Raw genomic sequence first — 25,884 nt, forward strand, 5'->3', positions numbered from 1 at the left:
GACAGCAGCGACCGAGAGGGGACAGCGGTGGCAGACCTCGGCGGACGGAACCGGCGGGCGTTCATCGGTTCGTTCACGGCGGCCGGCGGGCCCGGGATCGTGACGGCCGCGGTGGACGGGGACAGCGGCGCGCTCACCGCCCTGAACAGCCTGAACGGCCTTCCCGACCCCTCCTGTCTGACCCTGTCGGCCGACGGCGGCACGCTGTACGCCGTCAGTGAGACGACGGACGGGGCGGTGGCCGCGTACCGCGTCACGGGCGACGTACCGGAGGCGGCCGGCCCGCCGGTGTCGGTCGACGGCAGCGGCCCCACCCACCTGGCGGTGTTCGACGGGCACGTCCTGACCGCCAACTACGGCTCCGGCAGCGTCACCGCCGTCCCGGTCCGCGCGGACGGCGGCCTCGCCCGGACCGCCTCCGGGGTGCTCCACCACGCCGGGTCCGGCCCGCACACCCGGCGTCAGCAGCGGCCGCACGCCCACCACGTGCAGCCCGACCCCAGCGGGCGCTGGGCCGTCAGCGTGGACCTCGGAACGGACTCGGTGCGGGTGTGCGCCCTGCGCGACGGCATCCCCGAACTGCACCGCGAGCACGCGCTGCGCCCCGGCTCCGGTCCGCGTCACCTCGCCTTCCATCCGAACGGCTCGTACGCGTACGTCGTCAACGAACTCACCCCGACCGTCACCGTCTGCCGCTGGGAGGCCCTCGACGGCTCCCTGAAGCCCCTGGCGGAGGCCGCGGTCCTGCCCGGCGCCCCTGCCGGGGACGCCTACCCCTCGGGCATCGCCGTCGCGCCCGACGGCCGCTTCCTGTGGATCGCCACCCGCGGCGAGGACGTGCTCTCCGTGTTCGCCGTGCAGGGGGAGGGCGACGCGCTCCGGCTGATCGGCACGGTCCCCTGCGCGGGCCACTGGCCGAGGGCCCTCACCCTCTCCGCCCGCGGCACCGTCCTCTACGTCGCGAACGAGCGCTCCGGCGACGTCACCTGGTTCACCGTCGACCCCGCCACCGGCCTTCCCCGCCCCGCCGGCTCCCTGCCGCTGCCGGCCGCCTCCTGCGTGGTCCTCGGCTGACACCGGCGTGGCCGGGCGCACGGCAGGCGGTCGAGCGGGCCTCCGGTGCCGGCGAGGCCCCGGCGGGGCCCGGCACGGCGAAGGGCCCGCTCCTCCACGGGAGCGGGCCCTTCGCGGTGTACGGCGTCCTTGACGGCCGGCCGGTCAGCGCACCGGTGCGCCCTGCGCCTGCTGGGGGACGATGCCCAGGGCGTTCGTGTACTTGGCCAGCGCGAGCTTGCCGATCGCCGGGTACGGGCCGAGCGCCTCGGCGGCGGCGCAGCCCGCTTCCTTGGCGGCCTCCTCGATCAGCGCGGCGTCGATCTCCGGGCCGATCAGGTAGGGCGCCAGCGCCAGCTGCTGCGAGCCGGAGGATCGCAGCTGCTCGGCCACGGAGGAGATCGAACCCTCCTGGTCGAGGGCGGCGGCCATCACCGGCACGGCCAGCCGCGCGGCGAGCAGCATGCCGGTGATCCCGGCGGCCTGCACGGCCTCCTCGCCGCCCACAGAGGCGAGGATGATGCCGTCCGCGGCCGTCGCCACGGTGAACAGCCGGGCGCGGTCGGCGCGGGCCAGACCGGCCTCGGACAGCCGCACGTGCAGCGCCTCGGCGAGCAGCGGGTGCGGGCCGAGGACGTCGGTCAGGTCGGCGGCGACCCGGCTCTCCATGACGGCCTGGCGGAGCTGACGCAGCAGCGCGCTGTCGGGCCCGGCCAGCAGCGGCACGACGACGGCGACCGGGCCGTCGGGCTCCTTGACGTCCAGACCGGCGGCGCGTGCCTGCTCGTAGCGGGCCGTGCGCTCCTCGGAGGCGTGCGCGAGGACGGACTGCAGGGCGGGGAACTCGCTGTCGTCCCCGTCCAGGTAGCCGATGCGCGCGTCGAGACCGGGGAGCTCGGAGCGGGCGATGCTCACGACCTCCTCGGCGAGGCCGCGGGTGGCGGCGCTCGGCGTACCCGGTACCGCGAGGACGAGCGCGGGCGCGCCCTCGGGAGCCGCCAACGGCTCGGGTCGGCGGTGCCGCCCGGGCTGGCGGGGGCGCGGCATTCGTACTGGCAGGCCGGACGCGGGCCCAGTGGGGGAGCTCATGGCGCCGCATGTTACTTGTTTCCTGGGCTCCCCTGTTCGGGGAGGGTGCAGGTGAGCGGTATCCGTCCGGTTTTGTCTGATGAGTTACGTACGGATCAGAAGTGATCAGCGTGTTTTTCGGGCGACTTGCCCTCGAAGAGAACAATCCCTCTTTTGAGTGACGCTGTACGACTCCTGTCGTACGCTTCCCTCCGTACTCCTCCTACGTGCGGCGCACCACCGACAGCAGCGCCCCGTCGGCCGGCAGGGCGAGACGGTCCACCGCCAGCCCGGCGGCGATCCGCACCGCGCCGCGCAGCGGATCCCCCGCGGCGTCCACCCGCCGCGCATGCGGCAGCCGCTGCGCCAACTCCTCCGCGAGCGGTCCCAGGAGCGGTTCGCCCAGCTTCACCAGGCCGCCGGTGAGCGCGAACGGGGGCTCATCGTCCCGCGGGCAGACGGCGGCCGCCGACTCGGCCAGGTGCCGGGCCGCCGCCCGCAGGATGCCCCCGGCCACCGGGTCGTGCCCGGCGCACGCGGCCACCTCGGGTGCGAAGGAGGCGAGGACGGCCGCCCGGTCCGGGCGCGGGTAGAGCAGGCCCGGCAGCCCCCGCATCGGCCCGAACCGGCTCTCGGCGCACCCCAGAAGCCGCACCGAGCCGCCCGGCCGCCCGTCGTACGCGCGCAGCGCGGCCTCGAGGCCCGCCCGCCCGATCCAGGCTCCGCTGCCGCAGTCGCCCAGCAGATGGCCCCAGCCGTCCGCCCGGTGCCATGCCGTCAGATCCGTGCCGACCGCGATCAGACCGGTGCCGGCGGCGACCACGGCACCCGCCCGTACGCCGAGGGCGCCGGTGTACGCGGTCACGGCGTCGGCGGCCAGCGCGGTCGTCCGGATCCCGAACTCCCGTGCCAGAGCGTCCGGAAGCTCTTCCCTCAGCGCGTCGCCCAGGCCGCTCATCCCGGCCGCGCCCACCGCCGCCGTGCTCAGCCGCCCGATCCCCGTCTCCGCCGTCAACGCCCGTACCATCGGCACCAGTTGCCCCAGCAGATGTCCGGGGTCGATGCCCCGGTCACCGGTGCGCACCGGTGACCGCGAGGACCGCTCGGCCCGCGCACCCCGTGCCGCGGTGCCCACGGCGACCCGCAGACCGGAGCCTCCCGAGTCCACGGCGAGGATGCCGTGGCCGTGCTCCGGGTCCGCGGGGAACGTCACGGCAGGCGCCAGTCCACGGGCTGGCCCCCCTGCCGGATCAGCAGGTCGTTGGCCCTGCTGAACGGCCGCGACCCGAAGAAGCCGCGGTCCGCCGACATGGGGGAGGGGTGCGCGGACTCCACCGAGGGCAGATCGCCCAGCAGCGGACGCAGGTTGCGGGCGTCCCGGCCCCACAGGATGGACACCAGCGGCTTGCCGCGCGCCGCCAGCGCCCGTATCGCCTGCTCGGTGACCTCCTCCCAGCCCTTGTTCCGGTGCGCGGTCGGTTTGCGCGGAGCCGTGGTGAGTGCCCTGTTGAGCAGCAGCACGCCCTGCCGCGTCCACGGCGTCAGATCGCCGTTGGAGGGCTGGGGCAGGCCCAGGTCGGAGGTCAGCTCCCGGTAGATGTTGATCAGACTGCCGGGCAGCGGCCGCACGTCCGGCGCGACCGAGAACGACAGTCCCACCGCGTGTCCGGGCGTGGGGTAGGGGTCCTGTCCGACGATCAGGACGCGGACGTCGTCGAAGGGCTGCTGGAAGGCCCGCAGAACGTTCTGTCCGGCCGGGAGGTAGGTGCGTCCGGCGGCGATCTCCGCGCGCAGGAAGTCGCCCATCTCGGCGATCCGTCCGGCCACGGGCTCCAGGGCCTTCGCCCAGCCCGGTTCGACGATTTCATGCAAGGGTCGTGGTGCCACGGGCGTCACCCTACTGCCGTACGCGCAGCGGCGATCAACCGGTGGCCGACGCCCCGCCGTCCCCCCGGCCGGCTCATCCGATCACCGCTGCCCGCACGCACAGCACGTCGGGCAGGTGGGCGGCCAGCTGCTGCCAGCTGTCGCCGTCGTCCGCCGAGGCGAACACCTCGCCGTTGCGGTTGCCGAAGTACACACCCGCGGGGTCCGCGTCGTCCGTGCACAACGCGTCGCGCAGCACGGTGCCGTAGTGGTCCTCCTGGGGCAGACCCGCCGTGAGCGGCTCCCAGCTCCCGCCCGCGTCCGCCGTACGGAACACGCGGCACCGGCGCTGCGCGGGGACCCGGTCCGCGTCGGCGTTGATCGGGAAGACGTACGCCGTGTCCCCGCGCCGGGGGTGTGCGGCGGCCGCGAAACCGAAGGTGGACGGCAGGCCCGCGCCGATGTCCGTCCACTGCCCGCCCGCGTCGTCGCTGCGGTACACGCCCCAGTGGTTCTGCAGATAGAGGCGGTCCGGGGTGGCCGCGTCCTGCGCGATCTTGTGCACGCACTGGCCGAACTCCGGGTGGGGATCGGGCAGGAACACCGCCGAGACACCGGAGTTGGAGGGCTCCCAGCTCGCCCCGCCGTCGGTCGAACGGAACACCCCGGCCGTGGACACGGCCACCGTCACCGCCCGCGGGTCGCGCCGGTCGGTGAGGATCGTGTGCAGGCCCTCCCCGCCGCCGCCCGGTACCCACTTCGCGCGCGTGGGGTGCTCCCACAGCGGGCGGACCAGGGCGAACGTCTCCCCGCGGTCCTCGGAGCGGTACAGCGCGGCCGGCTCCGTCCCCGCGTAGACCACGTCGGGCTCGGCCGCCGCAGGGTGCAGCTGCCACACCCGCTCCAGCGAAGCCTTCGTGTCCTGCGGGAACTTGACGGCGGGTTTGGCCGGTTCGGTCCAGGTGCGGCCGAGGTCGTCGGAGTGGAACACCGACGGGCCCCAGTGCGCGCTGTCACCGCCGGCCAGCAGCCGCGGGCGCTCACCCCGGGTGTCGACGGCGACCGAATAGATGGCCTGTGCGTTGAAGTAGGGGGATGCGTCGAACTCCCATGCGCTGCCGCGCCGGCGCCCGATGAACAGGCCTTTGCGCGTGCCCACGGCGAGCAGTACCTCGGTCATGCCGGTCTCCTCCGCTGTGTCCTCGACGTCCTTGTCCCAGACACCGGCCAGTCTGCACCCAGCCACTGACAGTCACCTCCGGGAAGCGGGTCACCGCAGGTCACGGCGGTCGCGCCGCCTCCGGGGCGCATGACGTCGGCCACTTTCGGGCGGACGCCTGCGGGGGCGGCGGAACGCATGGGAGCGTCGGGACGAGGGACTCGCCCTGAGTATCCGGACCGCCCGCCCCGTATGGGAGGGCGGTCCAAGGATGTTCGTGCGCTCATGAGGAGGAAGCCTTCGATGGCGTTCCGTGGTCCGAAGGTGTGGCTGTGGCGCTGGCGGCGCAACCCGCTCAGGCGTCGCGCCGACGCGGTGGAGGCCTGGGTCGTGCTCGGTGCCTGGGTGCTGACCGTCCTCGCCGGGGTCCTGGCGGGATGGGGGGCCGCCGGGTCGGTCGAGCACGGGCTGGCCAGGGAACGCGTCGAGTGGCGCCCCCTCGTGGCCCGGCTGACCGAACCGGCGCCCGGGAAGGCCGCGGGGCAGTCCGGCTCCTCCGGCGCCGGCCAGGTCTGGGCGAAGGTCGGCTGGACCGGCCCGGACGGCTCCGACCACACGGGTCAGGTGCGGGTCGCGACCGGCAGCCCCACCGGTACCCCGGTCACCGTCTGGACGGACCGTCGGGGCCGCCTGGTCACCGAGCCCGCGACCCCCGCCCAGGCCAGCCTCCGCGCGACCCTGGTCGGCAGCCTGGCGGGGGTGGCCGCCGCCGCGCTGCCCTTCGCGGGCGGCCGCCTTCTGCGCGGCCGGCTGGAACACCGCCGCATCGAGCAGTGGGACGCCGACTGGGCCCGCTTCGACGCGCTCTGGGGACGCCCTACGGGCTGACCACTACCGCCCCGCTCCGGCCCTGCCCTGACCGGCCCTGGCCGCCCGGTCTGGCCCTGTCCGGTCTGGCCGGGTCCGGCCATGCCCGATCCGGGCCTGCCCTGCCCGGCCGTGAGCGGCCTCCGGCAGCGGCTCGGCTCTTCGCGTGGGCCGCTCTCGTCGTCGGCTCGCCGCCTTGCCGCCCCCTCGCCCTTTGCGGCCGGGCCGCGCGGGCGTCCGGGGGCCGTTCCGTGCCCCGGGGTGCCGTCGTGCGGGTCGGTCAGTTCGCGGCGGGAAGGGTCCTCTCCGGACCTGCCCTGCCCTGCCCGGCCGTGAGCGGCCTCCGGCAGCGGCTCGGCTCTTCGCGTGGGCCGCTCTCGTCGTCGGCTCGCCGCCTTGCCGCCCGCTCGCCCTCCCTCCCCGGCCGGGCCGCGCGGGCGTCCGGGGGCCGTTCTGTGCCCCGGCGTGCCGTCGTGTGGGCCGGTCAGTTCGCGGCGGGAAGGCTTCGCTCCAGGATGGCGCCGACATCGGCGCCGTCGGGAAGCGTGCCGAAGGCGTGTCCCCAGTCACCGCCGAGCCGGGTCGCGCAGAAGGCGTCCGCGACCGCTGGCGGAGCGTGCCGGACCAGGAGGGACGCCTGGAGGGTGAGCGCCATCCGCTCGACCAGCCGACGGGCACCGGACGGTGTCGTCCTGCCCAGCTCGGATCTCAGCCCGGCGACGGCGGCGTCCAGCCGGGCGTCCGCCCCCCGCGCCAGGGCGAGTTCGCCGAACAGGGCGTCCGCCGTCCCCGGCTCGCGCGTCAGCGCCCGCAGTACGTCGAGAGCGTTGACGTTGCCCGAGCCCTCCCAGATCGACAGCAGCGGCGCCTCGCGGTAGTGCCGGGGCATGCCGGAGTCCTCCACGTAACCGTTGCCTCCCAGGCATTCCAGCGCCTCCGCCGTGAAGGCCGGACCCCGCTTGGTCACCCAGTACTTGCCGACAGCCGTGGCAATCCGCCGGAAGGCCTGCTCCTCCTCCCGGCCGTCGGTCGCGCGCACCGCCCGGTCCGCCGCACCGGCCAGCCGCAGCGTCAGCGTGGTCGCGGCCTCCGACTCCAGCGCCAGGTCGGCCAGGACGTTGCGCATCAGAGGCTGGTCCAGCAGACGCGCGCCGAACGCGCTGCGGTGCCGTACATGATGTCCCGCCTCGACGAGCGTCTTCCGCATCAGCGACGCCGACATCATCACGCAGTCCAGGCGGGTGCAGTTGACCATCTCGATGATGGTCTTCACCCCCTGCCCCTCGGGCCCCACCAGCCAGGCCACGGTCCCCTCGAACTCGGGTTCGGAGGACGCGTTGGAGCGGTTGCCCAGCTTGTCCTTCAGCCGCTGGATGCGGAACGTGTTGCGGGTGCCGTCCGGCAGCACGCGCGGCACGAGGAAACAGGACAGCCCGCCGGGTGCCTGCGCCAGCACCAGGAACAGATCGCACATCGGCGCCGACGTGAACCACTTGTGCCCGCGCAGCGTGTACACGCCGGGCTCGGCCGTGGGGGCGGCCGCGGTGGTGTTGGTGCGGACGTCGGAGCCGCCCTGCTTCTCGGTCATCCCCATACCGGCCAGCAGTCCGCGCTTGTCCGTGGGCACCCGCAGCCCCGGGTCGTACTCCCGGCCGGTCAGCAGCGGCTCGTACACCTTCGCGAGCTCCGGCTGCCGGCGCAGGGCGGGGACGGCCGCGTACGTCATCGAGGTCGGGCAGCCGTGCCCGGCCTCGGTGTGCCCCCACACCAGCCCGCCCGCCGTGCGGGCGACATGGGCGCCGGGCCGGTCGTCCGCCCAGGGCGCGCCGGCCAGGCCCTCCGCGACCGCCACCCGCATCAGCTCGTGCCAGCTCGGGTGGAAGTCGACCTCGTCGACGCGATGGCCGTACCGGTCGTGCGTGCGCAGCACGGGCTCGTGCCGGTTGGCCAGCTCCCCCCACTCCTGCGCCTCGACGCCGCCGGCCCGCCGGCCGAGCCGCCGCACGTCCGGCTCCGCCCACCCCGCGCCCTCCCGGCGCAGTCCCTCCAGCAGGGCGGCGTCCTCGGAGGCGTCGTACGGGCTCAGGGGCGGGGCCTGATTGGTCACTTCGTGCGTGCCGGTCACGTCCTGCGTGTCGTACGGCGGTGACGGCGTGAGTGTCGAGTCCATGCACCCATGTTGCGCTCTCGCTGTGGCTGTAGCAATAGTGCAACATCTGCGGCGCACGTACAGTACGACGTCATGCGGACGGATGTATCTGCGGAGCCGGAGCCGGAGCCGGACCCCGAAGCGGAGCCCGAGCCTGGGGCGGGCCAGGTCGTGCTGCGTCCGCTGTCCGCCCGGTCGGTGGTCCTGAGCCTGCTGCTGGGGACGCACCCGCCCGAGCTGCCCGCCCGGGACCTGGTGCGCGGGGTGGAGCCCTTCGGGGTCGGCGGGTCGACCGTGCGGGCCGCGCTGAGCCGGATGGTGGCCGCCGGCGACCTGCGGCGGACGGACACCGTCTACCGGCTCAGCGACCGGCTCCTGGACCGCCAGCGCCGTCAGGACGACGCCGTGAGTCCCGACACGCGCGCGTGGGACGGCGACTGGGAGATGGCCGTGATCACGGCGACCGGCCGCGGGCCCGCCGAACGCGCCGAGCTGCGCACCCGGTTGGCGGCCCTGCGGCTCGCCGAGCTCCGTGAGGGCGTCTGGCTGCGGCCCGCCAATCTGGGCCGTCCCTGGCCCGCGGACCTCGACCAGGTGCTCCAGCACTACACCGCCCGCCCCTCGGCGCCGGCCGGCGAGCTGGCCGCGGCTCTGTGGCCGCTCGGCGCCTGGGCGGACACGGCCAGGGCTCTGCTGGCCCAGGTGGAACGATCTCCCCGGCCCGCCGACCGCTTCACGGCGCTCGCCGCGGTCGTACGCCATCTGCTGGCCGACCCCGTGCTGCCCGCGGGACTGCTGCCCGCCGACTGGCCGGGCCCCGCCCTGCGCGCCGCGTACGAGCGGCACCGGCGCGGCCTCGTCGGCGTGGCGCTCGGGTCCTAGTGCCGTGTCCGGTGCCACGGTGCGAAAACGGCGGCGGCCGTGCGAAGCGCCGTGCGGGGACGCTTCGTACGGCCGCCTTCTCCGTGGGGGGACGCTGGGGAAGGGCTACTTGTAGGTGATGTCCGACGAGGAGTACTTGCAGTAGGTCCCGTCGGGGCCCGAGCCGTTCGTGGTCGGCTCGGCGCCCGTGTTGTTGCCGATGTACTTCTGGCAGGGGACGATCTTCTTGCTGCTGTCCCCGACGATCGTGATCCCCTTCAGGGTCGCGCTGTCGCCGTAGTTGGTGTTGATGCCGACCAGCTTGTTGCCCGAGTAGGTCGCCTCGATGGTGTTGAGGTTGATCGTCCGCTTGTACTGCGTCGAGCAGTTGCCGCAGGAGCGGACGAAGGTGCCGAAGCTCTGCACCGCGAAGTTCGAGACGTTCAGCGTGCCGGCGCCGTTGAACTGGAACACCTTGTCGCTGGCCGACCGCGCGCCGCCGCCCGAGACGGTGTACACGTTGGACGAGGAGGAGCCGCGGAAGGTGGCGGCGTCCTCGCCGACGTCCTCCCACCAGACGTTCTGCAGCGTGCAACTGCCCTTGCAGTGGATGCCGTCGGCGGCGGGAGCGCCGATGATGACGTTCTTGAGGACCGCGCCGGCGGCCAGCTCCAGGATCGGCCCCTGGTCCTCGTCCTGGCTGCCGCTGCCCAGGTCACCGGTGCCGTAGAGGCGGATCATCCCGTAGTCCTTGGTGCCGGACAGGGAGATGGTGGAGGAGACCGCCTGACTTCCGGTCGCGGTCGGCCAGGTGGCGGCGCTCGCCGGAGTCAGGGCCCCGGAAGTCATGATCATGCCGATCGAGACGCCGAGGGCGGCCAGTGCGCCGGTCAGGGCGCGCCGTCGGCGCGGGCGTGCTGGTGAAGTCATGTCCCAATGCCTTCTTCCAGGTGGGGGATGGGGGATGTCGCGGGCGGTCAGAGCTTTCCGGCACCCGCACCGGAGGTCACCGAGGCGACGACGGACGAGGCCGGCTCGGCGGTGTAGCCGTACGGCGGCTTGGTGAACGTCCCGACCTGCGAGACCTCGGTCGCGGCTCCGCCGAGGTCGTTGCCGGTGAGGTTGGCGTAGCCGTCCTCGTCGCTGTCGCGGTTCGTGGTCACGGCGACCGCTGTCGAGCGGAAGACGTTGTTCTCGACCAGCATCTGGGCGCCCATGCGCGAGTGGACGGCCGTCTCGGCCCCGACGACGTAGTTGTCGTAGAAGTGCCCGGTGCCGAAGCGGAGGCTGGGGATGCGTGAGTAGACGTTGCTGAACAGGTTGTGGTGGTACGTCACCCTCAAGTGGCCGGTGTCCTCGTCGGCGTTGTTGTCGCTGTGGCCGACGAGCGAGCCCTTGAAGTGGTCCTTGAAGGTGTTCCAGGACACCGTCACGTGGTCCGAGGCGTGGTTGATGTCCAGCAGACCGTCGTAGTAGTCCTTGTCGTGATCGCGGTCGGCCGAGAAGGAGTTGTGGTCGATCCACACCTTGGTGGAGGCCTGGACCTCGATGCCGTCGGCGGGCTTGAGCGGCTTGCTGATGTTCAGGTTCCGGACGACGACGTTGGTCACCTTCTTCAGCCGCAGCCCGCCACCGGTGAATCCGGACGACGAACCGACGCCCAGCACCGTGGTGTTGGAGCCGATGTCGACCTGACCGCTCAGTGTGATGAGGCCGTCGACCTTCACGACCTTCGCGGTGCTGCCGGTCACCGCCGCCTTGAACGCGGCCGGCGTCGAGACGGTCACCGCCGTGGCGCTCCCGCCGCCGGTCGTTCCGGCACCGAACCCCACCGGTGAGGTGTCGGCCGCACCGGCCGGCTGGGGGAGGGTGAGCACCGCCGTGGCGGCGAGAGCGGCGGCCGCCGCGACGAGAGCGGACCTTTGCGCCTGTGTACGTGGGGGGCCTGTACGCATGCGGGTGCGTCCCTTCGGGAGGGCTGGGATGATCGCATGTATGAACGATGTACGTCATGTGGAACGTGAAGCAGGGGCAGTGCGGCCTTTTGGGGGCCTCTGTGAGCGGCTCGGTCACACTGCTGAACGGAACGTAGAGGGCAAGCGCTTTCTAGTCAACGCCTTGCGCAGAACGCGCCGTCGTACGCGAATGCCGTGGGAGCGCTTCCATGGTGAGCGTGTGCATGCCACCATGCGAGGCGGATTCCACGTACGACGTCCCCTGAGCCCCCACCAGAAAGGGACAGGCGCGTGTCCGACTTCTTACGGAGAACGCTGCGTTCGTTGGGAGGAGCCCTCGCGCTCCTGCTCGCCGCAGCCCTTCTCGCCGCCCCCGCCGCCGAGGCCCGCCCGCAGGCCGCGGCACCCGTCCCGACCGCCACCCTCACGGAGGTCACCGGCTTCGGCACCAACCCCAGCGGTCTGCGGATGTACGTCTACGTGCCGGCGAGCGTCACCGCGCACCCCGCCGTCCTCGTCGCCGTGCACTGGTGCACCGGATCCGGCCCCGACATGTACAACGGCACCGAGTACGACACGCTGGCCGACCAGTACGGCTACATCGTGATCTACCCGTCCGTCACCCGCAGCAGCAAGTGCTTCGACGTCTCCTCGCCCCAGGCGCTCAAGCGGGGCGGCGGCAGCGACCCCGTCGGCATCAAGTCGATGATCGACTGGGTGACCGCCACCTACTCCGCCGACACCGGCCGTGTCTACGCCACCGGCATCTCCTCCGGCGCCATGATGACCAACGTCCTGCTCGGCGACTACCCGGACGTCTTCGCGGCGGGCGCCGCCTTCTCCGGCGTGCCCTTCGGCTGCTTCGCCACCACCGACGGCTCCGAGTGGAACAGCGCCTGCTCGGGCGGCACCGTGATCCACACCGCGCAGGAGTGGGGTGACATCGCCCGCGCCGCCTACCCCGGGTACACCGGCGCCCGGCCGCGGATGCAGCTCTGGCACGGCACGGAGGACGACGTGCTGCGCTATCCCAACTTCGGTGAGGAGATCAAGCAGTGGACCAACGTACGGGGACTGAACCAGACCCCGGCCGCCACCGACTCGCCCGCCTCCGGCTGGACCCGCACCCGCTACGGAGGCACCGGTGACCAGGCCCCCGTCGAGGCGATCAGCCTCCAGGGCGTCGGACACAACCTGTACGCCTGGGGCATGGCCGAACGCGTCCTCACCTTCTTCGGTCTGAACAGCTCGGGTCCCACCCCGCAGCCCCAGCCCGGCAGTTGCCGGGTGACCGTCACCACCAACGCGTGGAGCACCGGCCTGACCGCCTCGGTGACCGTCACCAACACCGGCTCCACGGCGGTCAACGGCTGGCAGCTCGCCTTCACCCTGCCCTCCGGCCAGACCATCACCAACGGCTGGGGCGCCACGTACACCCCGGCGTCCGGGGCGGTGACCGCGACGAACGCGTCGTACAACGGCGGCATCGCGCCCAACGCGAGCGCCAGCATCGGCTACCAGGCGACCCACACGGGCAACAGCGCGGCTCCTGGCGCCTTCACGCTCAACGGATCGGCCTGCTCGACGGGTTGAGGCCCGGCGGTTCGAGTTCCGGCGGGTCGGGGCCCGGCGGTTCGAGTTCCGCGGGTGGCCGGGGCCGCGGCCACCCGCGGAACTCGAACCGGCGCGAGAGGACCGACACGCGAGGCCGCCGCACCCCGGCCGGCAGAGGACCACGGCACCGGGGACGAACGGACCGAGACCCCGCCGCGTGCCTTCGTGCCCGAGGGCCGACCGGTGCGGCTGCCGCCCCGCCGCAACGCGGGAAGCCCCGGCCGGCCGACGGCGGGGAAGGCACTCCCACTCGCCGCGGGGGCCCCGGCCGCCCTACGGGCGACGGCGCCACTGTCGCCACAGGCCCTAGACGACCTCTTCCCGGGACTGCCGCGGTGCGCCGGCCTCCGGCCCCGAAGGTGCCCTCACCGGAAGGTGGTTGAAGAGCAGGTTGAGGACGATCGCCGTCACGCAGCCCGCGCTGATGCCGCTGTTCATCACCGTCTGGAACCAGTCAGGGAACTTCGCGTAGATCGTCGGCACGCCGACCGGCAGCAGGCCCATCGCCACCGACACCGCCACCACGGTGAGGTTGTGGTTGCCCTTGAAGTCGACCTCGGCCAGGGTCCGCAGACCGCTCGCCGCCACCGTCCCGAACATCACCAGACCCGCACCGCCGAGGACCGGCGCCGGAACGGCCGCCACCACCGCGCCCAGCTTGGGCAGCAGACCGAGCAGGACGAGGATGCCGCCGGCGCAGGCCACGACCCAGCGGCTGCGCACCCGGGTCATGCCGACCAGGCCGACGTTCTGCGCGTACGCCGTGTACGGGAAGGTGTTGAAGACGCCGCCCAGGACGGTGGAGAGGCCGTCGGCGCGCAGCCCGTCGGAGAGCGAACGCGGTTCGACCCCGCGCCCCGTCATCTCCCCGACCGCGATCAGGTCACCGGTCGTCTCGGTCATCGTCACCAGCGCCACGACCAGCATCGAGACGATCGCCGACGCCTCGAACGTCGGCGCGCCGAAGTGGAACGGCGTGCTGATCCCCAGCCAGCCGGCGTCACCGACCCCGCTGAAGTCCGTGAAGCCGGACGGCACGGCGACCGCGAGCCCCACCACGATCCCGATCAGGACCGCGATCCGGCTCAGGAACACGGGCGCGAACCGCTGCACACCCAGCACCACCGCGAGGACGAAGGCGGCCAGCGCGAGGTTCTCCGGATCTCCGAAGTCCTTCGAACCGGCCCCGCCCGCCGCCCAGTTGCCGGCGACCGGCAGCAGTGAGAGGCCGATGACCAGGATCACCGTCCCCGTGACGAGCGGCGGGAAGAACCTCAGCAGCCTGCCGAACAGCGGCGCGAGCAGCACGATCGCGAGTCCCGCCACGATCACCGACCCGTAGATTGCGGGGAGTCCGCCGCCGGTCGTCCCGATCAGCACCATCGGCGACACGGCCGCGAACGTACAGCCCTGCATGATCGGCAACCGCACACCGAAGCGCCAGAACCCCACGCACTGGATCAGTGTGGCGATGCCGCACACCAGCAGATCGGCCGTGATCAGGTACGCCAGGTCGGCGGGCGACAGCTTCATCGCGCCGCCCACGATCAGCGGCACGGCCACCGCGCCCGCGTACATCGCGAGCACGTGCTGCAGACCGAAGGCGGCCAACTGCCGTGCGGGGGGCACCTCGTCGACGGGATGAACGGGCGCGGTCGTGGCCATGGGCACTCCAGAGCGGCGGAGGGGAGGGGCGGAAGAGGGCGGGGGCGGCTGCTTCCGGACAGCACGAGACCGTACGGTGGTTGAACAGATTGTTGATTTCACCGGTGTTGCCGCTGTGTGACCTGCTCAGCGGCTCGTCCCCGGCCCCAGGGCGGCCCGCAGCGCCTCCCAGTCCGGCAGCTTCACCACACCCCGTCCGAGCGAGGCCCCGAGCTCCGCCTCGGCCCGCTCGATCGCGAGCCAGCCGTCCCAGCCGACCGGCTCGGCCCCGGCGGCCCGCAGCAGCGGCAGCACATCCTCGGGAACCGACTTCTGCAGAAGGACGGGGGCGTCCTCCAGCAGGGACGTCACCGTCTCCTTGGCGCACGGCCGGTTGGAGCCGATGACCCCGGTCGGGCCCCGCTTGATCCAGCCCGCCACGTACTCGCCCGGCGCGACCGCGCCGGCACGCAGCACCCGCCCGGCGAGATGCGGGACCGTACCCCGCTCCGGGTCGAACGGCAGGCCCTCCAGCGGCACCCCGACGTACCCCACCGACCGCAGCACCAACTGCGCCTCGATCTCCTCGTACCGGCCGGTGCCGGTGATCCCGCCGTGCCCGTCGGGCGCGGTCCGCTCGAAGCGCACCGCGCCCACCCGGCCTTTGCCGGCGAGCAGTTCGACGGGCCGCAGGAAGAAGCGGAGCCGGATCCGCCGCCGGGCGTCCCGCCGCGGCAGAGCCGTCCAGCCGCGCAGCACCTCCACGTTGCGGCGCTGTGCCGCCGGCAGTCCGGACGGGTCGGCGTACGCCGCGTCGAGCGCCAGTTCCGCCTCGTCCACGATCATGTCGGTGTCCGGGAGGCCGCCGAGTTCCCGTAGCTCCTTGGTGGTGAACCGGGCCTGGGAGGGACCGCGTCGGCCCACCATGTGGATCTCGGTGATCCCGCTCGCGGAGAGCGCGGTCAGCGCCGCCTGGGGCATGTCGGTGGGGCTCAGCTCGGCCGCGCCGCGGGCCAGGATCCGGGTCACGTCCACCGCGACGTTTCCCACGCCGACCACCACGGCCGAGCGGACTCCGGTGAGGAAGCCGGCGCCGACGGCGTCCGGATGGGCGCTGTACCAGGACACGAACTCCGTCGCCGACCAGCTGCCCGGCAGGTCCTCGCCGGGGATGCCCAGCCGGCGGTCGGCCGCCGCGCCCACGCAGTACACCACCGCGTGGTACAGCTCGCGCAGCCGGGCGACCGGCACCCCGCCGGCGCCGACCTCCACCCCGCCGAGGAAGCGCACCCGCTCGTCCTCCAGCACCGTGCGCAGGTTCTGCTGGAGGCTCTTGATCTTCTCGTGGTCCGGGGCGACGCCGTACCGCACCAGACCGTACGGACACGGCAGCCGGTCCAGGACGTCGACGAGCACCTCGGGGTCCTGCTGGATCAGACTCTGGGCGGTGTAGACCCCACTCGGCCCGGAGCCGACGACGGCGACACGCAGCACGGCGGAACCCCTTCCCCGCGCGACGGAGGAGATCGCTGGTGCCTCCAGCATCCCACCGTGGGTGCTCCGCTGACAGGGTGCCGCGCGGTGGACACCCGTGCGTGGCCGTCCGTACGGAGTGCGGTCAGGCGGTTGCGCCGGGTGTGCCGCGAGCGTGACCTGGTTCGACGTCCGGGCGGCGGCCGCCGGCGGGGCGGTTCACCGCATGCCCTGCATCCGGGTGATCTCACTCGTCTGCTGGGCCACCACGTCGTCCGCCATCTCCTCGATGCGCAGGTTGTTCCCCTGTGCCTTGACGTCCGTGGCCATCGTGATCGCGCCCTGGTGATGCGTGATCATCAGGGTGAGGAAGAGGGTGTCGAACGCCTCGCCGTGGGCCGCGCGCAGCTTCTTCAGCTGGGCCGCGGTCGCCATGCCGGGCATGGCCGTGTGGTCGTGCGTCTCACCGGTCTCCGCCTTGCCGTACGTCTTGAGCCAGCCCCGCATCGCCTCGATCTCCGGGCCCTGCGCGGACGAGATGCGCAGGGCGAGGCGCTTGAGGTCGGCCGACTCGGCCCGCTCGGGGGCGAGTTCGGTCATCTCCAGGGCCTGGGCGTGGTGCTGGATCATCATCCGGGCGTATGACACGTCCGCCGCGTTGGGTGTGTCGTCCTCGGCCCGCTGCTCGGCCGCGTCCTGCGCGGAGAGCGTCCGGTTGGCCTCGCCCGGCTTGCCCGGCGCGATCACCGAAGGCCCGCTCGCCGCCCCCGACGTGTCCTTCGTCCCGGAGTCGCAGCCCGCGAGGGCGATGACGAGCAACGCGGCCGCGGTGGTGAGGGATGCGCGGCGGATGTGCACAACGGCCTCCTGGTGCAGGCGGGTTGAGGACCTGGGCCTTCCACTTAGGGATCTTCGCACTAACGACCGGAAAGATTCATGACGAGTGCGTTGCCAGCCTTTGATATGTGCATGATGAAGACGATACTTCAGGGGACCGTGAACCGTTCCCCAGCGAACGGCAACGAGGGAGGACGCAGTGACCCTGTTGAACGACCCCCGAACGCGGCGCAGACGGCTGGCAGTTGCCACCGCCTGTACCGGCCTTCTGGCCGCGCTGCTCACGGCGGTCCCGGCGGCCGCGACCCCCGACCCGGGGGACGGACCGGCCGTGGAGCGCGAGGTTTCCCGCGGCGTCCAGGCCGAGGCGGCCGAGGCGATCGCCGACGGCGAGATACCCGGGCAGGACGAGATCGTCCACTCCGACAACATCGAGCACGTCACCAACATCCCCAAGGACGCGCTGACCGGAACCAACTCGGACCTGGCCTTCCAGGGGAAGTACGCCTTCGCCGGCAACTACGACGGCTTCCGGATCTTCGACATCAGCGACCCGAAGGCCCCGAAGACCGTCTCCCAGGTGCTCTGCCCCGGCTCGCAGAACGACATCTCCGTCTCCGGCGACCTGCTGTTCCTGTCCACCGACTCCTCGCGCAGCGACAGCAGTTGCAACAGCACCACGCAGCCCGCGACCGAGAAGTCCTCCTGGGAGGGCATGAAGGTCTTCGACATCAGCGACAAGGCGAACCCGAAGTACGTGGCCGCCGTCGAGACCGCCTGCGGCTCGCACACCCACACCCTGGTGCCCGAGCGCAAGAACGTCTACATCTACGTCTCCTCGTACTCGCCCAACGCCACCTACCCCGACTGCCGGCCCCCGCACGACGGCATCTCCGTCATCAAGGTGCCGCGCAAGGCCCCCGAGACGGCGGCGGTCGTGAACTTCCCCGTCCTCTTCCCGGGCGAGGGCCCGGACGGCGGCGGCAACCCCGGCGCGCCCACCAACCCGGGCGTCTCCAAGACCACCGGCTGCCACGACATCACGGTGCTCCCGGACAAGGACCTGGCGGCCGGCGCCTGCATGGGTGACGGCATCCTGTTCTCCATCAAGGACCCGGAGAACCCGAAGGTCATCGACCAGGTCCAGGACAACGTGAACTTCGCGTTCTGGCACTCGGCGACCTTCAGCCAGAAGGCGGACAAGGTCGTCTTCACCGACGAGCTGGGCGGCGGCGGGGCGGCCACCTGCAACGCGGCGACCGGCCCGAACCGCGGGGCCGACGGCATCTACGACATCGTCGGCAAGGGCGACAAGCGCAAGCTCGTCTTCCGCAGCTACTACAAGATCCCCCGCCACCAGGCGGACACCGAGAACTGCGTGGCCCACAACGGCTCGCTGATCCCGGTCAGGGGCAAGGACATCATGGTCCAGGCCTGGTACCAGGGCGGCGTCTCCGTCTGGGAGTTCACCGACTCGTCGAACCCGAAGGAGATCGCCTACTTCGAGCGCGGTCCGCTGAGCACGACGGCGCTGCAGGTCGGCGGCGCGTGGTCGGCGTACTACTACAACGGCTACATCTACGCGAACGACATCGCCAAGGGCTTCGACGTGCTCAAGGTCGGCGACCGGCGCACGGACCCGGCGAAGCGGGTCCGCCTGCGCGAGCTGAACGTCCAGACCCAGCCGGACTACTTCGACTGATCACCGGCGGGCGGTTCCGTCGCGAAGAAGCGCGACAGATCCGTGTCACCCCTCCCGCCGGACGCCTCGGCGTCCGGCGGGACCCCCATCTCCCAGTCGAGCCGGTAGCGCTCGAACAGTTCGGCCCGCAGAGCCGTCAGCGGCAGGGGCACATTGGGCAGCACCATCGCGTAGACGGCGCCCATGAGCTGGGAACGCAGCATCGGGTAGTCGTGCGCCACGTCCTGCGAGCCGTGCCGGGCGGCGGTGTCCCGCAGCAGCTCGGCCAGCCGCTGCTGCTCCGGACACTGCACGAACCCCTCGGCCTGCAGCAGCCCGGCCATGTGCTGGCGCATCAGGACCGTACGGTCCCGGGCCAGTCCCAGAATCGCGTCGACGGCCCGCGCCATCCGCTCCCGGCCGTCCTCGGTGTGCGGCTCCCGCTCCAGCGCCTCCTGCAGCGTGCGGTGCATCAGCCGGTGCACGGCCGACTGCACGAGCTGACGCTTGCCCGGGAAGTAGTACGACACCAGCCCGCGGGCCGAGCCCGCCCGGTCCGCGATGTCGCCGAGCGTCGTCGCCTCGTATCCGCGCTCGCTCACCAGCTCGAGGGCGGCCTGCAGAAGCCGCTCCCGTGAACGCCGCCGCAATTCTTCATTGACCGAGGCGCTGCGCGGGGACATCCTGTAACTCCTGCGTTGACTGGCTATCAGCCAACTATACTCAGCGCATCCCGGACGGCTCCGCACGGAGTGCGGCCGGGCTGCCGCCCGCTCTGGGCGACGCGGGGGATCGTCCAGAGTGGGCGTGCTTCCGCCCCGATGGTGGCCTCGGGCTACCGTCCCGCGGCGTCCGAGGGCTTGGCAGCCAGCTCCAGGACCGGCCGCAGCGCGTCCGGCCGTGCGGCCGCCGGCAGATGGTCCACGAAGTGCACCCGGCAGCCCAGCGCCGCCGCCCCGCCGTCCGCGCGCCGGTCGTCCCCGACCATCAGCGCCGCGCGCGGATCCACCTCGAGCGCCTCGCACGCCACCGCGAACAGCCGCGGGTCCGGCTTCTGCACGCCGTGCTCGTACGACAGCACGTACGTGTCCACGAACCGGTCGAGCCCGTGCTCCCGGAACACCGGCCGCAGATCCCAGCCGATGTTGCTGACCACGCCGACCCGGACCCCCAGGTCCCGCAGCCCGCTCAGCACCTCGAGGGCGTCGGGATACGGCGCCCAGGCCGCCGGCGTCATGTGCCGGTCGTACAGCGCGTCGTGCAGGCCCGGGTCGGGCAGCGGCACCTGACGGGACATCCCGGTGAAGGCGGCGCGGTGCGACGCGGCGCTCTCGTCCCGCACCCGCCACACCCCGGCCATCTCGTCGGGCACCCGCACGGGGGCCGCCCCGCCCGGCAACGCGCCGGCCCTCTCCAGCGCCCGCGCCGTCGCGGACAGCTCCGCCTCGGGCAGCGAGAGCCCGGCCCCGTCCAGCACGGCACGCAGCCAGGACTCGGCGGTCTCGACACGGAAGAGGGTCCCGGAGAAGTCGAACAGAACGGCAGTCATGCCGCCGATCCTAGGAACCCGGCCGATCTCGCGGGCCCGGATTCACCCGACGGGCAGCTCGTCCACGCGCCCGCGCGCCCCCGGAGCGTGGGGCCGCGCGGTCACGGGCGCCAGCGCAGCTGGGCCGCGATCGCCAGGGCCACCAGGGCCGCCCCGAGGAGCCAGCCGCCGAGTACGTCCGTGGGCCAGTGCACGCCCAGCCAGATCCGGGTCAGGCCCACGCCCCCCACGGAGACCGCCGCCACCGCCACCGCCGTACGCCACACCGCGCGGCCGACGCCGTGCCGGTGCAGCACCCACAGCAGGAGGCCCAGCACCACCGTGGCGGTCAGGGCGTGCCCCGAGGGGTACGCCGCGTAGTGAGCCGAGTCGACCGGGTCGGGCCAGACCGGGCGGTCCCTGCCGACCGCGGCCTTCAGCCCCTGCTGGACCAGTGTGCCCACCGCCGACGTGACGACCAGCCAGCCCGCCGTCCACCACGCGGCATACCGCCACACCAGCCACACCGCCACCGCCGCCCCCAGCAGACGCATGGTCAACGGGTCCCACACCCAGTCCGTGAGGATCCGGCAGACCTGTGTGACGTCCGGATCGGCGCGGGCCCAGCGGTGGGTGGTGGTGGAGATGTCGTCGTCGACCGAGACGAGGGGGTGCCACTCGACCGAGACCAGGACGAGGAGGAGGACCGAGCACAGACCGAGGGTCGCGGCCGCCCGGGCGGCCGTGCGCAGTGCGGGGGGACGGGGCGGGGAGTCGACGGACGGGGAGTGCATGATGCGATCCTCGCCGAACCGTGGGGTCCGAGGCCAACCCGGGGGTCGGGACGGGAGGTGGACCGGGGGCGTCCCGGGCGGTGAACCCGGGGTGGCGCCCAGGAGAATCGGCGGGCCGGGCCGGGGAGTCGGCGTGGCGCGCAGACGAATCGGCGGTCGGGCAGGGGGCCCGTGGGGCCCGGCGATCGCCCCGGCGGCAACGCCGGGGGCGTCCTCCGCCGGGCGGAGACGAGAGCGGGGGAGGGCGGGCCGGGCCCGGAGAGGCGGCCCGGGGCGCATCGGGGACGGCCGGTCCGGCCGGCGGGGCTCAGCCCAGCGCCCGCAGCCCCGGTACCAGTGCCACCAGCACGGGGATCACCGGCACCAGCGAGGCCGCCGCCGTCAGCCGCACCCTCCGGGTCGCGGTGAGCCGGTCCGGGGGTGTGAGCAGCCGGTGTACCCGCTGCGGGACCTGGGCCTGCGGGGTGGGGGAGGGACCGAACACCCCGCGGTCCGCGTTGAGTTCGACCAGGGCGAGCGCGGTGGTCAGACGGCCGAAGCGGCGGGAGGCCATGTCGTCGGCGGCCAGTTCGACCAGCCGGTGCATCTCGTCGCGGAACGCGGCGAACACCGGAACCTGCGGAAACCCGGTGGCGAGAGCGGAGGACGAGTGCAGCAGCCAGTCGTGCCGCGCCTGCGCGTGACCCTGCTCGTGCGCGAGCAGGGCATCGACCTGACGCCCTTTCAGCCGCCGCAACGCGGCTGTGGTGAGGACGAGTCGAGGTGCCGCGCCGGGCAACCACCAGGCGTCGGGCCGCTCGCCCTCCAGGACGACGAGCCGTCCCGGCGTCGTCTCCTCTCCCGGCAACAGCGGCGCTCGCAGGCGCAGTTCGGCCCGGCGGGAACGACTCCGGGCCCGGGCCCGCGTCACCTCCCGCACCAGCATGGCCCCGCTCCACAGCCCGGCGCACGCGAGCGCCACGGCCGTCGCCGCCGCCCAAGCGCCGGTCGGGCCGAGGGCGTAGGCCTCCACGACACCGCGCGGGGCCGGCGCGAAGACATGACCGCGCACCGCCTGCCAGGCCGCCGCCGCACTCAGGGTCATCGACAGCGCGCAGCACAGCAGGACCGCCGCCACCACGCACTGCCAGGCCCACAACGCGACCACCGGTTCCCGGTCCGGCCAGTCGGCCCGGGCGAGCAGCCGGGGCGCGCCGACAGCGGTCAGGGCGCCGAGCAGCAGCAGGACCGCGGGGACCGTCATGGGCAGCACCCTATGAGCGGCGTGCCGCTCGGGGGTACGGCTTGCCGCGGCGAAGTGACGCAGGCCACGAGGGAACCCGGGATCACATCGTCAGCAGCATCGCCAGCATCCCGATCCCCATCGAGAGCCGGCACGCCCGCGCCAGCTCCGGCCGGTCACCCCAGGCGACGGCGGGCCCGGCACCCGCACCCGCCCGCGTCGCGGCTCCTGCCCCGGCCGGCCCGGCGGTCCCCGGCGCCGGCAGCAGTCGTACGCCGGAGAGGAGGACGTACCCGGTGAAGTACAGCAGCAGGACGCCCGTGAGGAGCGGGACGCCGGAGGCGGAGCCGCCGTGCACGTGCGCGCCGGCCGGGGAGGCGGCCATCGCGGCCGCCATGTAGACCATGGCCGACGTCCCCACCAGGTGGTGCAGATGGTGCGCGTCCGTGCGAGCCGCCCACAGGGCCCGCAGCGCGGCCGCGCCGAAGACCGCCGCGTACGCCGGCCAGGCCCAGACGGGCGGGGTGAACGCCGCCGTGGGCACGGCCATCGCGGCCATCCCGAACCCCATGAGCGCCTCCCCGCCCGCGGCCCGGCGCTGCTCCTCGACGGTGCTGCGCATCCGCAGCAGACAGTAGGCGCCGGTCGCCGCACACAGCGCGACCAGCAGCCAGCCGGGCGAAGCCGGTCCGTGCACGCGCACCTCCCCGCTCGACATCGCCGTCGAGGGTTGCCCTGCCCACGGCACGCGGCGCGCACGCGAGCGCAAGGATGTACACGGGGAGCATTCGAGGGAGCACATCGGGTGAGCGGTGGCTTCGAGGAGATTATTTCACGCGTAAAACACATGCTAAATTAATGGCCATGCCCGGATCCCGCCTCCCGCTGGCCGGCGTGCTGCGCCTCGGCCGTCCCTCCGACATCTGGTTCAAACCGGCCCTGAGCGTCGTCGCCGCGGCGGCCCCGCCGAACCTGCTCCTGCTGGCGCTCGGCCGCCTCGACCTCGCGGCGTACACCATGGCCGGGTCCCTGTGCGCCCTGTACGCCCACAACCGCCCCTACCGGGCCCGTGCCCGGGTCCTCGCCGGCGTGGTCCTGGGCATGACCGGCGGTCTGGCCGTCGCTCTGCTCGCGGCCGCGCTCACCACCGACGCGGTCGTCCTGGTCACCGTCGGGGCGCTCCTGGCGGCCGCGCAGAAGGTGCTCTGCGACGCGACCCGTCTCGGGCCGCCGGCCAACGTCGTCCTGACCTTCGTCAGCTCCGCCGCCCTGTTCGTGCCGCAGACGCCCGGTGGGATCCCCGGCCATCTGGGGCTCGCGCTGGCCGCCGGCGCCTGGGCCTGGCTGATCGGCATGGCGCCCGGGCTGGTGCGCCCGCACGGCCCCGAACGACGGGCCACCGCTCACGCCCTGCGCGCGGCCGCCGCGTACGCCGAGACGCACGGACCGGCCGAAGGCCGGGCCCGAGCCGCCGCGGCGGCCGCCGTCCACGCGGCCTGGCAGACCCTGCTGGCGGCCCGCACCGACGGCCGGGCCCCCGGCGGAACCCGTACCGCGGGCCCGGCGGACGACCGCGGATCGTCCCCCGCTGGACCCCGTACGGCTGTCCGGGCCGGTGACGGCCGCCCGTCCCCCGCTGGAACCCGCACCGCGGGCCGGGGTGACAGCGGCGGCCCGGCCCCTGCCGGAATGCCGCCGGCGGTGCGCCGTGAGGAGACCCACCGCGGCCTGGAGCGGCTGCTCGTCCGTGCCGAGGCGGCGCTCGCCGCCCCCGGCGCCGGCGACCCGGAGCGGCTGCGCACCTGGGCCCGTGCCCTGCGCGGCACCGGCCCGCTCCCGCGCCCCGACGATCTCCTGGACGACGACGAACTCCTCGGTATCGACGCCGAACTGGCCACCGGGAAGACACCGTTGTGGCGCAAACTGCGTTCGCTCGCCCCGATCGCGGTCCGTACCGCCCTCGGCTGTGCCCTCGCCGGACACGTCTCGCTCGCACTCGGTGTCGGCCGCCCCTACTGGGCCCTGGTGACCGCCGCCTCCCTCTACCAGGCGAACGTCGCCCTCACCTGGAACCGCGCCGTCCAGCGCGTCGTCGGCAATCTCGCCGGTGTCCTCGCCTTCGCCGCGCTCGTCCCGCTCGCCCACCTCCACCGGGCGGCCCTGGTCCTGGTCTGCCTCGCCCTCAACTTCGGCGCGGAGGCGCTGATCAGCCGCAACTACTGGCTCGGCAGCGTCTGCGTCACCCCGATGGCCCTGCTCATCACCGAGTTCGCCCACTACCAGGACTCCGGCCGGCTGATCACCGAGCGGCTGGCGGACACGTTCGTCGGCGCCGCCGTCGGCTTCGCCGCCGCCGTGGCCGTGACCAACCGCCGCTCCGGAGACCGCCTGGACCGGGCCCTGACGGCCGTGTCGCAGGCCGGCGACCACGCCGCGCACCTCCTGACGCGGACGCCCCCCGTCCCCGCCGCGGCGCTGGAGGCCGCCCGCCGCGCGCTCACCGCCGCCCTGGTGGACCTGCGCGCCACCGCCGACGCCGCGTACGGCGAGTGGTGGCGGCGCGCCCTGCCCGAGGAGCGGGTCGTGGCGGCCGAACAGTCCGGACACCGTACGCTCGCGGCGACGGTACGGCGCCAGGGCCTGCTTCTGGACCGGGACGCGATGACGACGACAGCGGAGGACGTACGGCGATGACGGCGACGCGGGGACCAGCGGCGGCCGGAGACGGGACGAGGAGCGACACCGTCGCGGCGGTGGTGCGGCAGTGGCGGGCCGTGCGGCCGGACCTCGACACCGGGCCCATGGAGATCATCGGCCGTGTCAACCGCTGCGCGGCCCTGCTCCAGCAGGCCGAGGACGCGCCGCTGCGCCGGGCGGGCCTGAGCCGTCCGGAGTTCGACCTGCTCGGCGCGCTGCGCCGCACCGGCCATGAGCTGACCCCCGGCGAACTGGCCCGAGAGACGTTCTCCTCCGGAGCCGCCGTCACCAAGCGCCTCAAGCAGCTCACCGAACGCGGCCTGGTCGAACGCCGGGGCGACACCCGCGACCGCCGCGTCGCCCACCTCCGCCTCACGGACGCCGGCCGCGAGCTCGTCGACGGCATCCTGCCCGAGCAACTCGCCTACGAGAGCGCCGTACTGTCCGCCCTCGACGCGGACCGCCAGGGCGAACTGGCCCATCTGCTGAGTGAGTTGCTCAGCCGGCTGGAAGGACACATGCAGGCGCTGAAGGCCTGAGCCGGCACCGGGCGCCGGGGGTCGGTGCCGCTCACTTCCCGTCGCCCGCCCGGTACACCCCGAACAGCGCACCCTGCGGATCGCGCAGCACCGCGATCCGCGGGCCGTCCGGCACGGAGGACGGCTCCATGAGCGCGCTGCCGCCGGCCTGCGTCGCCGTCCCCGCGGAGGCGTCCACGTCCGCCACCGCGAAGTACGGCAGCCAGTGCGGCGGAACCTCGGGCGGGGACGTGTCGTCCATCGTGATCATGCCGCCGAAGTCCGCGCCGCCGACGCCCCACTGCCGGTAGTTCTCCGAAGAGCCCACGGTCCAGCCGAACACCGTCGTGTAGAAGGTCTCCGCCCGGTCGGGGTCGCGGGTCAGCAGTTCCACCCAGCCGAGCGAGCCGGGCGCGTTGAACAGGCCCGCGCCCGGGAAGGTCCCCGCCTGCCACAACTGGAACGCGGCACCGCCCGGGTCGAGGGCGACCACGAAACGCCCCACGTCGAACACGTCCATCGGGCCGACCAGCACCTTGCCGCCGGCCTCCGTGATCAGCCGGGCGCTGACATCGGCGTCGGTCACCGCGAACGACACGTTCCAGGCGCACGGCTGCGACTCCTGGTAGAGGGGGGTCAGCGCGGCCACGGCCGCCTCGCCGAGGTGCGCGACGGTGTAGCCGCCCGCCTCCTGCCGCGGATCCGTCTCCGCACGCCAGCCGAACAGCTCCGCGTAGAACCGCTTCGCCGCCTCCAGGTCACTGGTCCCCAGCTCGGCCCAGCAGGGCCCGCCGGGCACGGGCACGTCGAGCTTCATGGCGTTCCTCCAGAAAAGGGAACCCCTCCAGCACGCTAAGCCCGCCCCTCGCCCCCGGCATCCCCTGACCACACCCCCTCC

General features: G+C 73.3%; 23 protein-coding genes. 7 read left to right on the plus strand and 16 right to left on the minus strand.

The features are described 5' to 3' along the window. The first annotated feature begins 27 nt into the window (after positions 1–27). Positions 28–1,074, plus strand: coding sequence for a lactonase family protein (locus tag ACFY30_RS11265; protein WP_390844930.1), 1,047 nt, complete (start codon positions 28–30; stop codon positions 1,072–1,074). 144 nt (positions 1,075–1,218) lie between these two features. Here ACFY30_RS11265 and ACFY30_RS11270 read toward each other — a convergent pair whose 3' ends face one another. From ACFY30_RS11270 to ACFY30_RS11285, 4 genes are all read right to left on the minus strand, one after another. Then, a complete protein-coding gene (locus ACFY30_RS11270; protein WP_390844931.1) occupies positions 1,219–2,142 on the minus strand; it encodes a sirohydrochlorin chelatase in 924 nt (307 codons plus the stop codon). A 202-nt stretch (positions 2,143–2,344) separates the two neighbouring features. Beyond that, positions 2,345–3,334 carry an N-acetylglucosamine kinase gene (locus tag ACFY30_RS11275; protein WP_390844932.1) on the minus strand — a complete coding sequence of 330 codons (990 nt, stop codon included), beginning with the start codon at positions 3,332–3,334 and terminating at the stop codon, positions 2,345–2,347. Then, positions 3,331–4,008 carry a uracil-DNA glycosylase gene (locus ACFY30_RS11280; protein WP_390844933.1) on the minus strand — a complete coding sequence of 226 codons (678 nt, stop codon included), beginning with the start codon at positions 4,006–4,008 and terminating at the stop codon, positions 3,331–3,333. The genes ACFY30_RS11275 and ACFY30_RS11280 overlap by 4 nt, the downstream gene beginning before the upstream one ends. A gap of 73 nt (positions 4,009–4,081) precedes the next feature. Beyond that, a complete protein-coding gene (locus ACFY30_RS11285) occupies positions 4,082–5,233 on the minus strand; it encodes a WD40/YVTN/BNR-like repeat-containing protein (RefSeq protein ID WP_390844934.1) in 1,152 nt (383 codons plus the stop codon). A 216-nt stretch (positions 5,234–5,449) separates the two neighbouring features. Here ACFY30_RS11285 and ACFY30_RS11290 point away from each other — a divergent pair, with 216 nt between their 5' ends. Beyond that, positions 5,450–6,034 carry a hypothetical protein gene (locus tag ACFY30_RS11290; protein ID WP_390844935.1) on the plus strand — a complete coding sequence of 195 codons (585 nt, stop codon included), beginning with the start codon at positions 5,450–5,452 and terminating at the stop codon, positions 6,032–6,034. Positions 6,035–6,497: 463 nt separating this feature from the next. On the opposite strand, the gene ACFY30_RS11295 is transcribed toward ACFY30_RS11290, so the two are convergent. Then, positions 6,498–8,183 (minus strand): acyl-CoA dehydrogenase family protein, encoded by a 1,686-nt coding sequence (locus ACFY30_RS11295; RefSeq protein ID WP_390844936.1) that lies wholly within the window; start codon positions 8,181–8,183, stop codon positions 6,498–6,500. A gap of 72 nt (positions 8,184–8,255) precedes the next feature. Between ACFY30_RS11295 and ACFY30_RS11300 the strand changes: the two genes are divergently transcribed. Then, complete coding sequence (locus ACFY30_RS11300; RefSeq protein WP_390844937.1) at positions 8,256–9,044, plus strand: PaaX family transcriptional regulator C-terminal domain-containing protein; 789 nt, start codon at positions 8,256–8,258, stop codon at positions 9,042–9,044. A gap of 105 nt (positions 9,045–9,149) precedes the next feature. Here the strand turns inward: ACFY30_RS11300 and ACFY30_RS11305 are convergent, their stop codons facing one another. Both ACFY30_RS11305 and ACFY30_RS11310 read right to left on the minus strand, forming a co-directional pair. Further along, on the minus strand, positions 9,150–9,953 hold the full coding sequence (locus ACFY30_RS11305; protein ID WP_390844938.1) for a pectate lyase: 804 nt from the start codon (positions 9,951–9,953) through the stop codon (positions 9,150–9,152). A gap of 47 nt (positions 9,954–10,000) precedes the next feature. Next, on the minus strand, positions 10,001–10,978 hold the full coding sequence (locus tag ACFY30_RS11310; RefSeq protein ID WP_390844939.1) for a polysaccharide lyase family 1 protein: 978 nt from the start codon (positions 10,976–10,978) through the stop codon (positions 10,001–10,003). 324 nt (positions 10,979–11,302) lie between these two features. On the opposite strand from ACFY30_RS11310, the gene ACFY30_RS11315 reads away from it, so the two are divergent. Continuing rightward, complete coding sequence (locus ACFY30_RS11315) at positions 11,303–12,571, plus strand: PHB depolymerase family esterase (RefSeq protein WP_390844940.1); 1,269 nt, start codon at positions 11,303–11,305, stop codon at positions 12,569–12,571. A gap of 327 nt (positions 12,572–12,898) precedes the next feature. Here ACFY30_RS11315 and ACFY30_RS11320 read toward each other — a convergent pair whose 3' ends face one another. The 3 genes from ACFY30_RS11320 to ACFY30_RS11330 all read right to left on the minus strand — a co-directional run bounded on the left by ACFY30_RS11320 (position 12,899) and on the right by ACFY30_RS11330 (position 16,567). Then, positions 12,899–14,257: a nucleobase:cation symporter-2 family protein gene (locus ACFY30_RS11320; protein ID WP_390844941.1), complete on the minus strand. Its 1,359-nt coding sequence runs from the start codon at positions 14,255–14,257 to the stop codon at positions 12,899–12,901. A 126-nt stretch (positions 14,258–14,383) separates the two neighbouring features. Next, positions 14,384–15,730, minus strand: coding sequence for an FAD-dependent oxidoreductase (locus tag ACFY30_RS11325; protein WP_390844942.1), 1,347 nt, complete (start codon positions 15,728–15,730; stop codon positions 14,384–14,386). A 198-nt stretch (positions 15,731–15,928) separates the two neighbouring features. Then, positions 15,929–16,567: a DUF305 domain-containing protein gene (locus ACFY30_RS11330; RefSeq protein WP_390844943.1), complete on the minus strand. Its 639-nt coding sequence runs from the start codon at positions 16,565–16,567 to the stop codon at positions 15,929–15,931. Positions 16,568–16,745: 178 nt separating this feature from the next. Between ACFY30_RS11330 and ACFY30_RS11335 the strand changes: the two genes are divergently transcribed. After that, complete coding sequence (locus ACFY30_RS11335) at positions 16,746–18,248, plus strand: LVIVD repeat-containing protein (protein ID WP_390844944.1); 1,503 nt, start codon at positions 16,746–16,748, stop codon at positions 18,246–18,248. Here ACFY30_RS11335 and ACFY30_RS11340 read toward each other — a convergent pair. The 5 genes from ACFY30_RS11340 to ACFY30_RS11360 all read right to left on the minus strand — a co-directional run bounded on the left by ACFY30_RS11340 (position 18,236) and on the right by ACFY30_RS11360 (position 22,468). Then, positions 18,236–18,910: a TetR/AcrR family transcriptional regulator gene (locus ACFY30_RS11340; protein ID WP_390844945.1), complete on the minus strand. Its 675-nt coding sequence runs from the start codon at positions 18,908–18,910 to the stop codon at positions 18,236–18,238. The genes ACFY30_RS11335 and ACFY30_RS11340 overlap by 13 nt on opposite strands. Positions 18,911–19,062: 152 nt before the next feature. After that, on the minus strand, positions 19,063–19,776 hold the full coding sequence (locus tag ACFY30_RS11345) for an HAD family hydrolase (protein WP_390844946.1): 714 nt from the start codon (positions 19,774–19,776) through the stop codon (positions 19,063–19,065). Between the two features lie 101 nt (positions 19,777–19,877). After that, on the minus strand, positions 19,878–20,549 hold the full coding sequence (locus tag ACFY30_RS11350) for a phosphatase PAP2 family protein (protein ID WP_390844947.1): 672 nt from the start codon (positions 20,547–20,549) through the stop codon (positions 19,878–19,880). Positions 20,550–20,856: 307 nt separating this feature from the next. Continuing rightward, complete coding sequence (locus ACFY30_RS11355) at positions 20,857–21,792, minus strand: M56 family metallopeptidase (RefSeq protein WP_390844948.1); 936 nt, start codon at positions 21,790–21,792, stop codon at positions 20,857–20,859. A gap of 82 nt (positions 21,793–21,874) precedes the next feature. Continuing rightward, complete coding sequence (locus tag ACFY30_RS11360) at positions 21,875–22,468, minus strand: DUF5134 domain-containing protein (RefSeq protein ID WP_390844949.1); 594 nt, start codon at positions 22,466–22,468, stop codon at positions 21,875–21,877. Between the two features lie 167 nt (positions 22,469–22,635). Between ACFY30_RS11360 and ACFY30_RS11365 the strand changes: the two genes are divergently transcribed. Together ACFY30_RS11365 and ACFY30_RS11370 are read left to right on the plus strand one after the other, a co-directional pair. Next, positions 22,636–24,465: an FUSC family protein gene (locus tag ACFY30_RS11365; RefSeq protein WP_390844950.1), complete on the plus strand. Its 1,830-nt coding sequence runs from the start codon at positions 22,636–22,638 to the stop codon at positions 24,463–24,465. Then, a complete protein-coding gene (locus ACFY30_RS11370; protein WP_390844951.1) occupies positions 24,462–25,007 on the plus strand; it encodes a MarR family winged helix-turn-helix transcriptional regulator in 546 nt (181 codons plus the stop codon). Before ACFY30_RS11365 ends, ACFY30_RS11370 begins: the two co-directional genes overlap by 4 nt. Before the next feature lie 31 nt (positions 25,008–25,038). Here the strand turns inward: ACFY30_RS11370 and ACFY30_RS11375 are convergent, their stop codons facing one another. Further along, the gene (locus ACFY30_RS11375; RefSeq protein WP_390844952.1) at positions 25,039–25,803 is read right to left on the minus strand and encodes a VOC family protein; all 765 of its coding nucleotides are present in this window, start codon (positions 25,801–25,803) and stop codon (positions 25,039–25,041) included. Between the last annotated feature and the right edge of the window lie 81 nt (positions 25,804–25,884).

The organism is Streptomyces sp. NPDC000345 (assembly GCF_042898825.1).
Lineage (GTDB): Bacteria > Actinomycetota > Actinomycetes > Streptomycetales > Streptomycetaceae > Streptomyces.

What these genes read in the sequence shown, in the direction of transcription:
- ACFY30_RS11270 (WP_390844931.1), bottom strand. Translation starts at nt 2,142, where the DNA reads ATGAGCTCCCCCACTGGGCCCGCGTCCGGCCTGCCAGTACGAATGCCG.
- ACFY30_RS11290 (WP_390844935.1), top strand. Translation starts at nt 5,450, where the DNA reads ATGGCGTTCCGTGGTCCGAAGGTGTGGCTGTGGCGCTGGCGGCGCAAC.
- ACFY30_RS11295 (WP_390844936.1), bottom strand. Translation starts at nt 8,183, where the DNA reads ATGGACTCGACACTCACGCCGTCACCGCCGTACGACACGCAGGACGTG.
- ACFY30_RS11300 (WP_390844937.1), top strand. Translation starts at nt 8,256, where the DNA reads ATGCGGACGGATGTATCTGCGGAGCCGGAGCCGGAGCCGGACCCCGAA.
- ACFY30_RS11305 (WP_390844938.1), bottom strand. Translation starts at nt 9,953, where the DNA reads ATGACTTCACCAGCACGCCCGCGCCGACGGCGCGCCCTGACCGGCGCA.
- ACFY30_RS11310 (WP_390844939.1), bottom strand. Translation starts at nt 10,978, where the DNA reads ATGCGTACAGGCCCCCCACGTACACAGGCGCAAAGGTCCGCTCTCGTC.
- ACFY30_RS11320 (WP_390844941.1), bottom strand. Translation starts at nt 14,257, where the DNA reads ATGGCCACGACCGCGCCCGTTCATCCCGTCGACGAGGTGCCCCCCGCA.
- ACFY30_RS11340 (WP_390844945.1), bottom strand. Translation starts at nt 18,910, where the DNA reads ATGTCCCCGCGCAGCGCCTCGGTCAATGAAGAATTGCGGCGGCGTTCA.
- ACFY30_RS11345 (WP_390844946.1), bottom strand. Translation starts at nt 19,776, where the DNA reads ATGACTGCCGTTCTGTTCGACTTCTCCGGGACCCTCTTCCGTGTCGAG.
- ACFY30_RS11350 (WP_390844947.1), bottom strand. Translation starts at nt 20,549, where the DNA reads ATGCACTCCCCGTCCGTCGACTCCCCGCCCCGTCCCCCCGCACTGCGC.
- ACFY30_RS11355 (WP_390844948.1), bottom strand. Translation starts at nt 21,792, where the DNA reads ATGACGGTCCCCGCGGTCCTGCTGCTGCTCGGCGCCCTGACCGCTGTC.
- ACFY30_RS11365 (WP_390844950.1), top strand. Translation starts at nt 22,636, where the DNA reads ATGCCCGGATCCCGCCTCCCGCTGGCCGGCGTGCTGCGCCTCGGCCGT.
- ACFY30_RS11370 (WP_390844951.1), top strand. Translation starts at nt 24,462, where the DNA reads ATGACGGCGACGCGGGGACCAGCGGCGGCCGGAGACGGGACGAGGAGC.
- ACFY30_RS11375 (WP_390844952.1), bottom strand. Translation starts at nt 25,803, where the DNA reads ATGAAGCTCGACGTGCCCGTGCCCGGCGGGCCCTGCTGGGCCGAGCTG.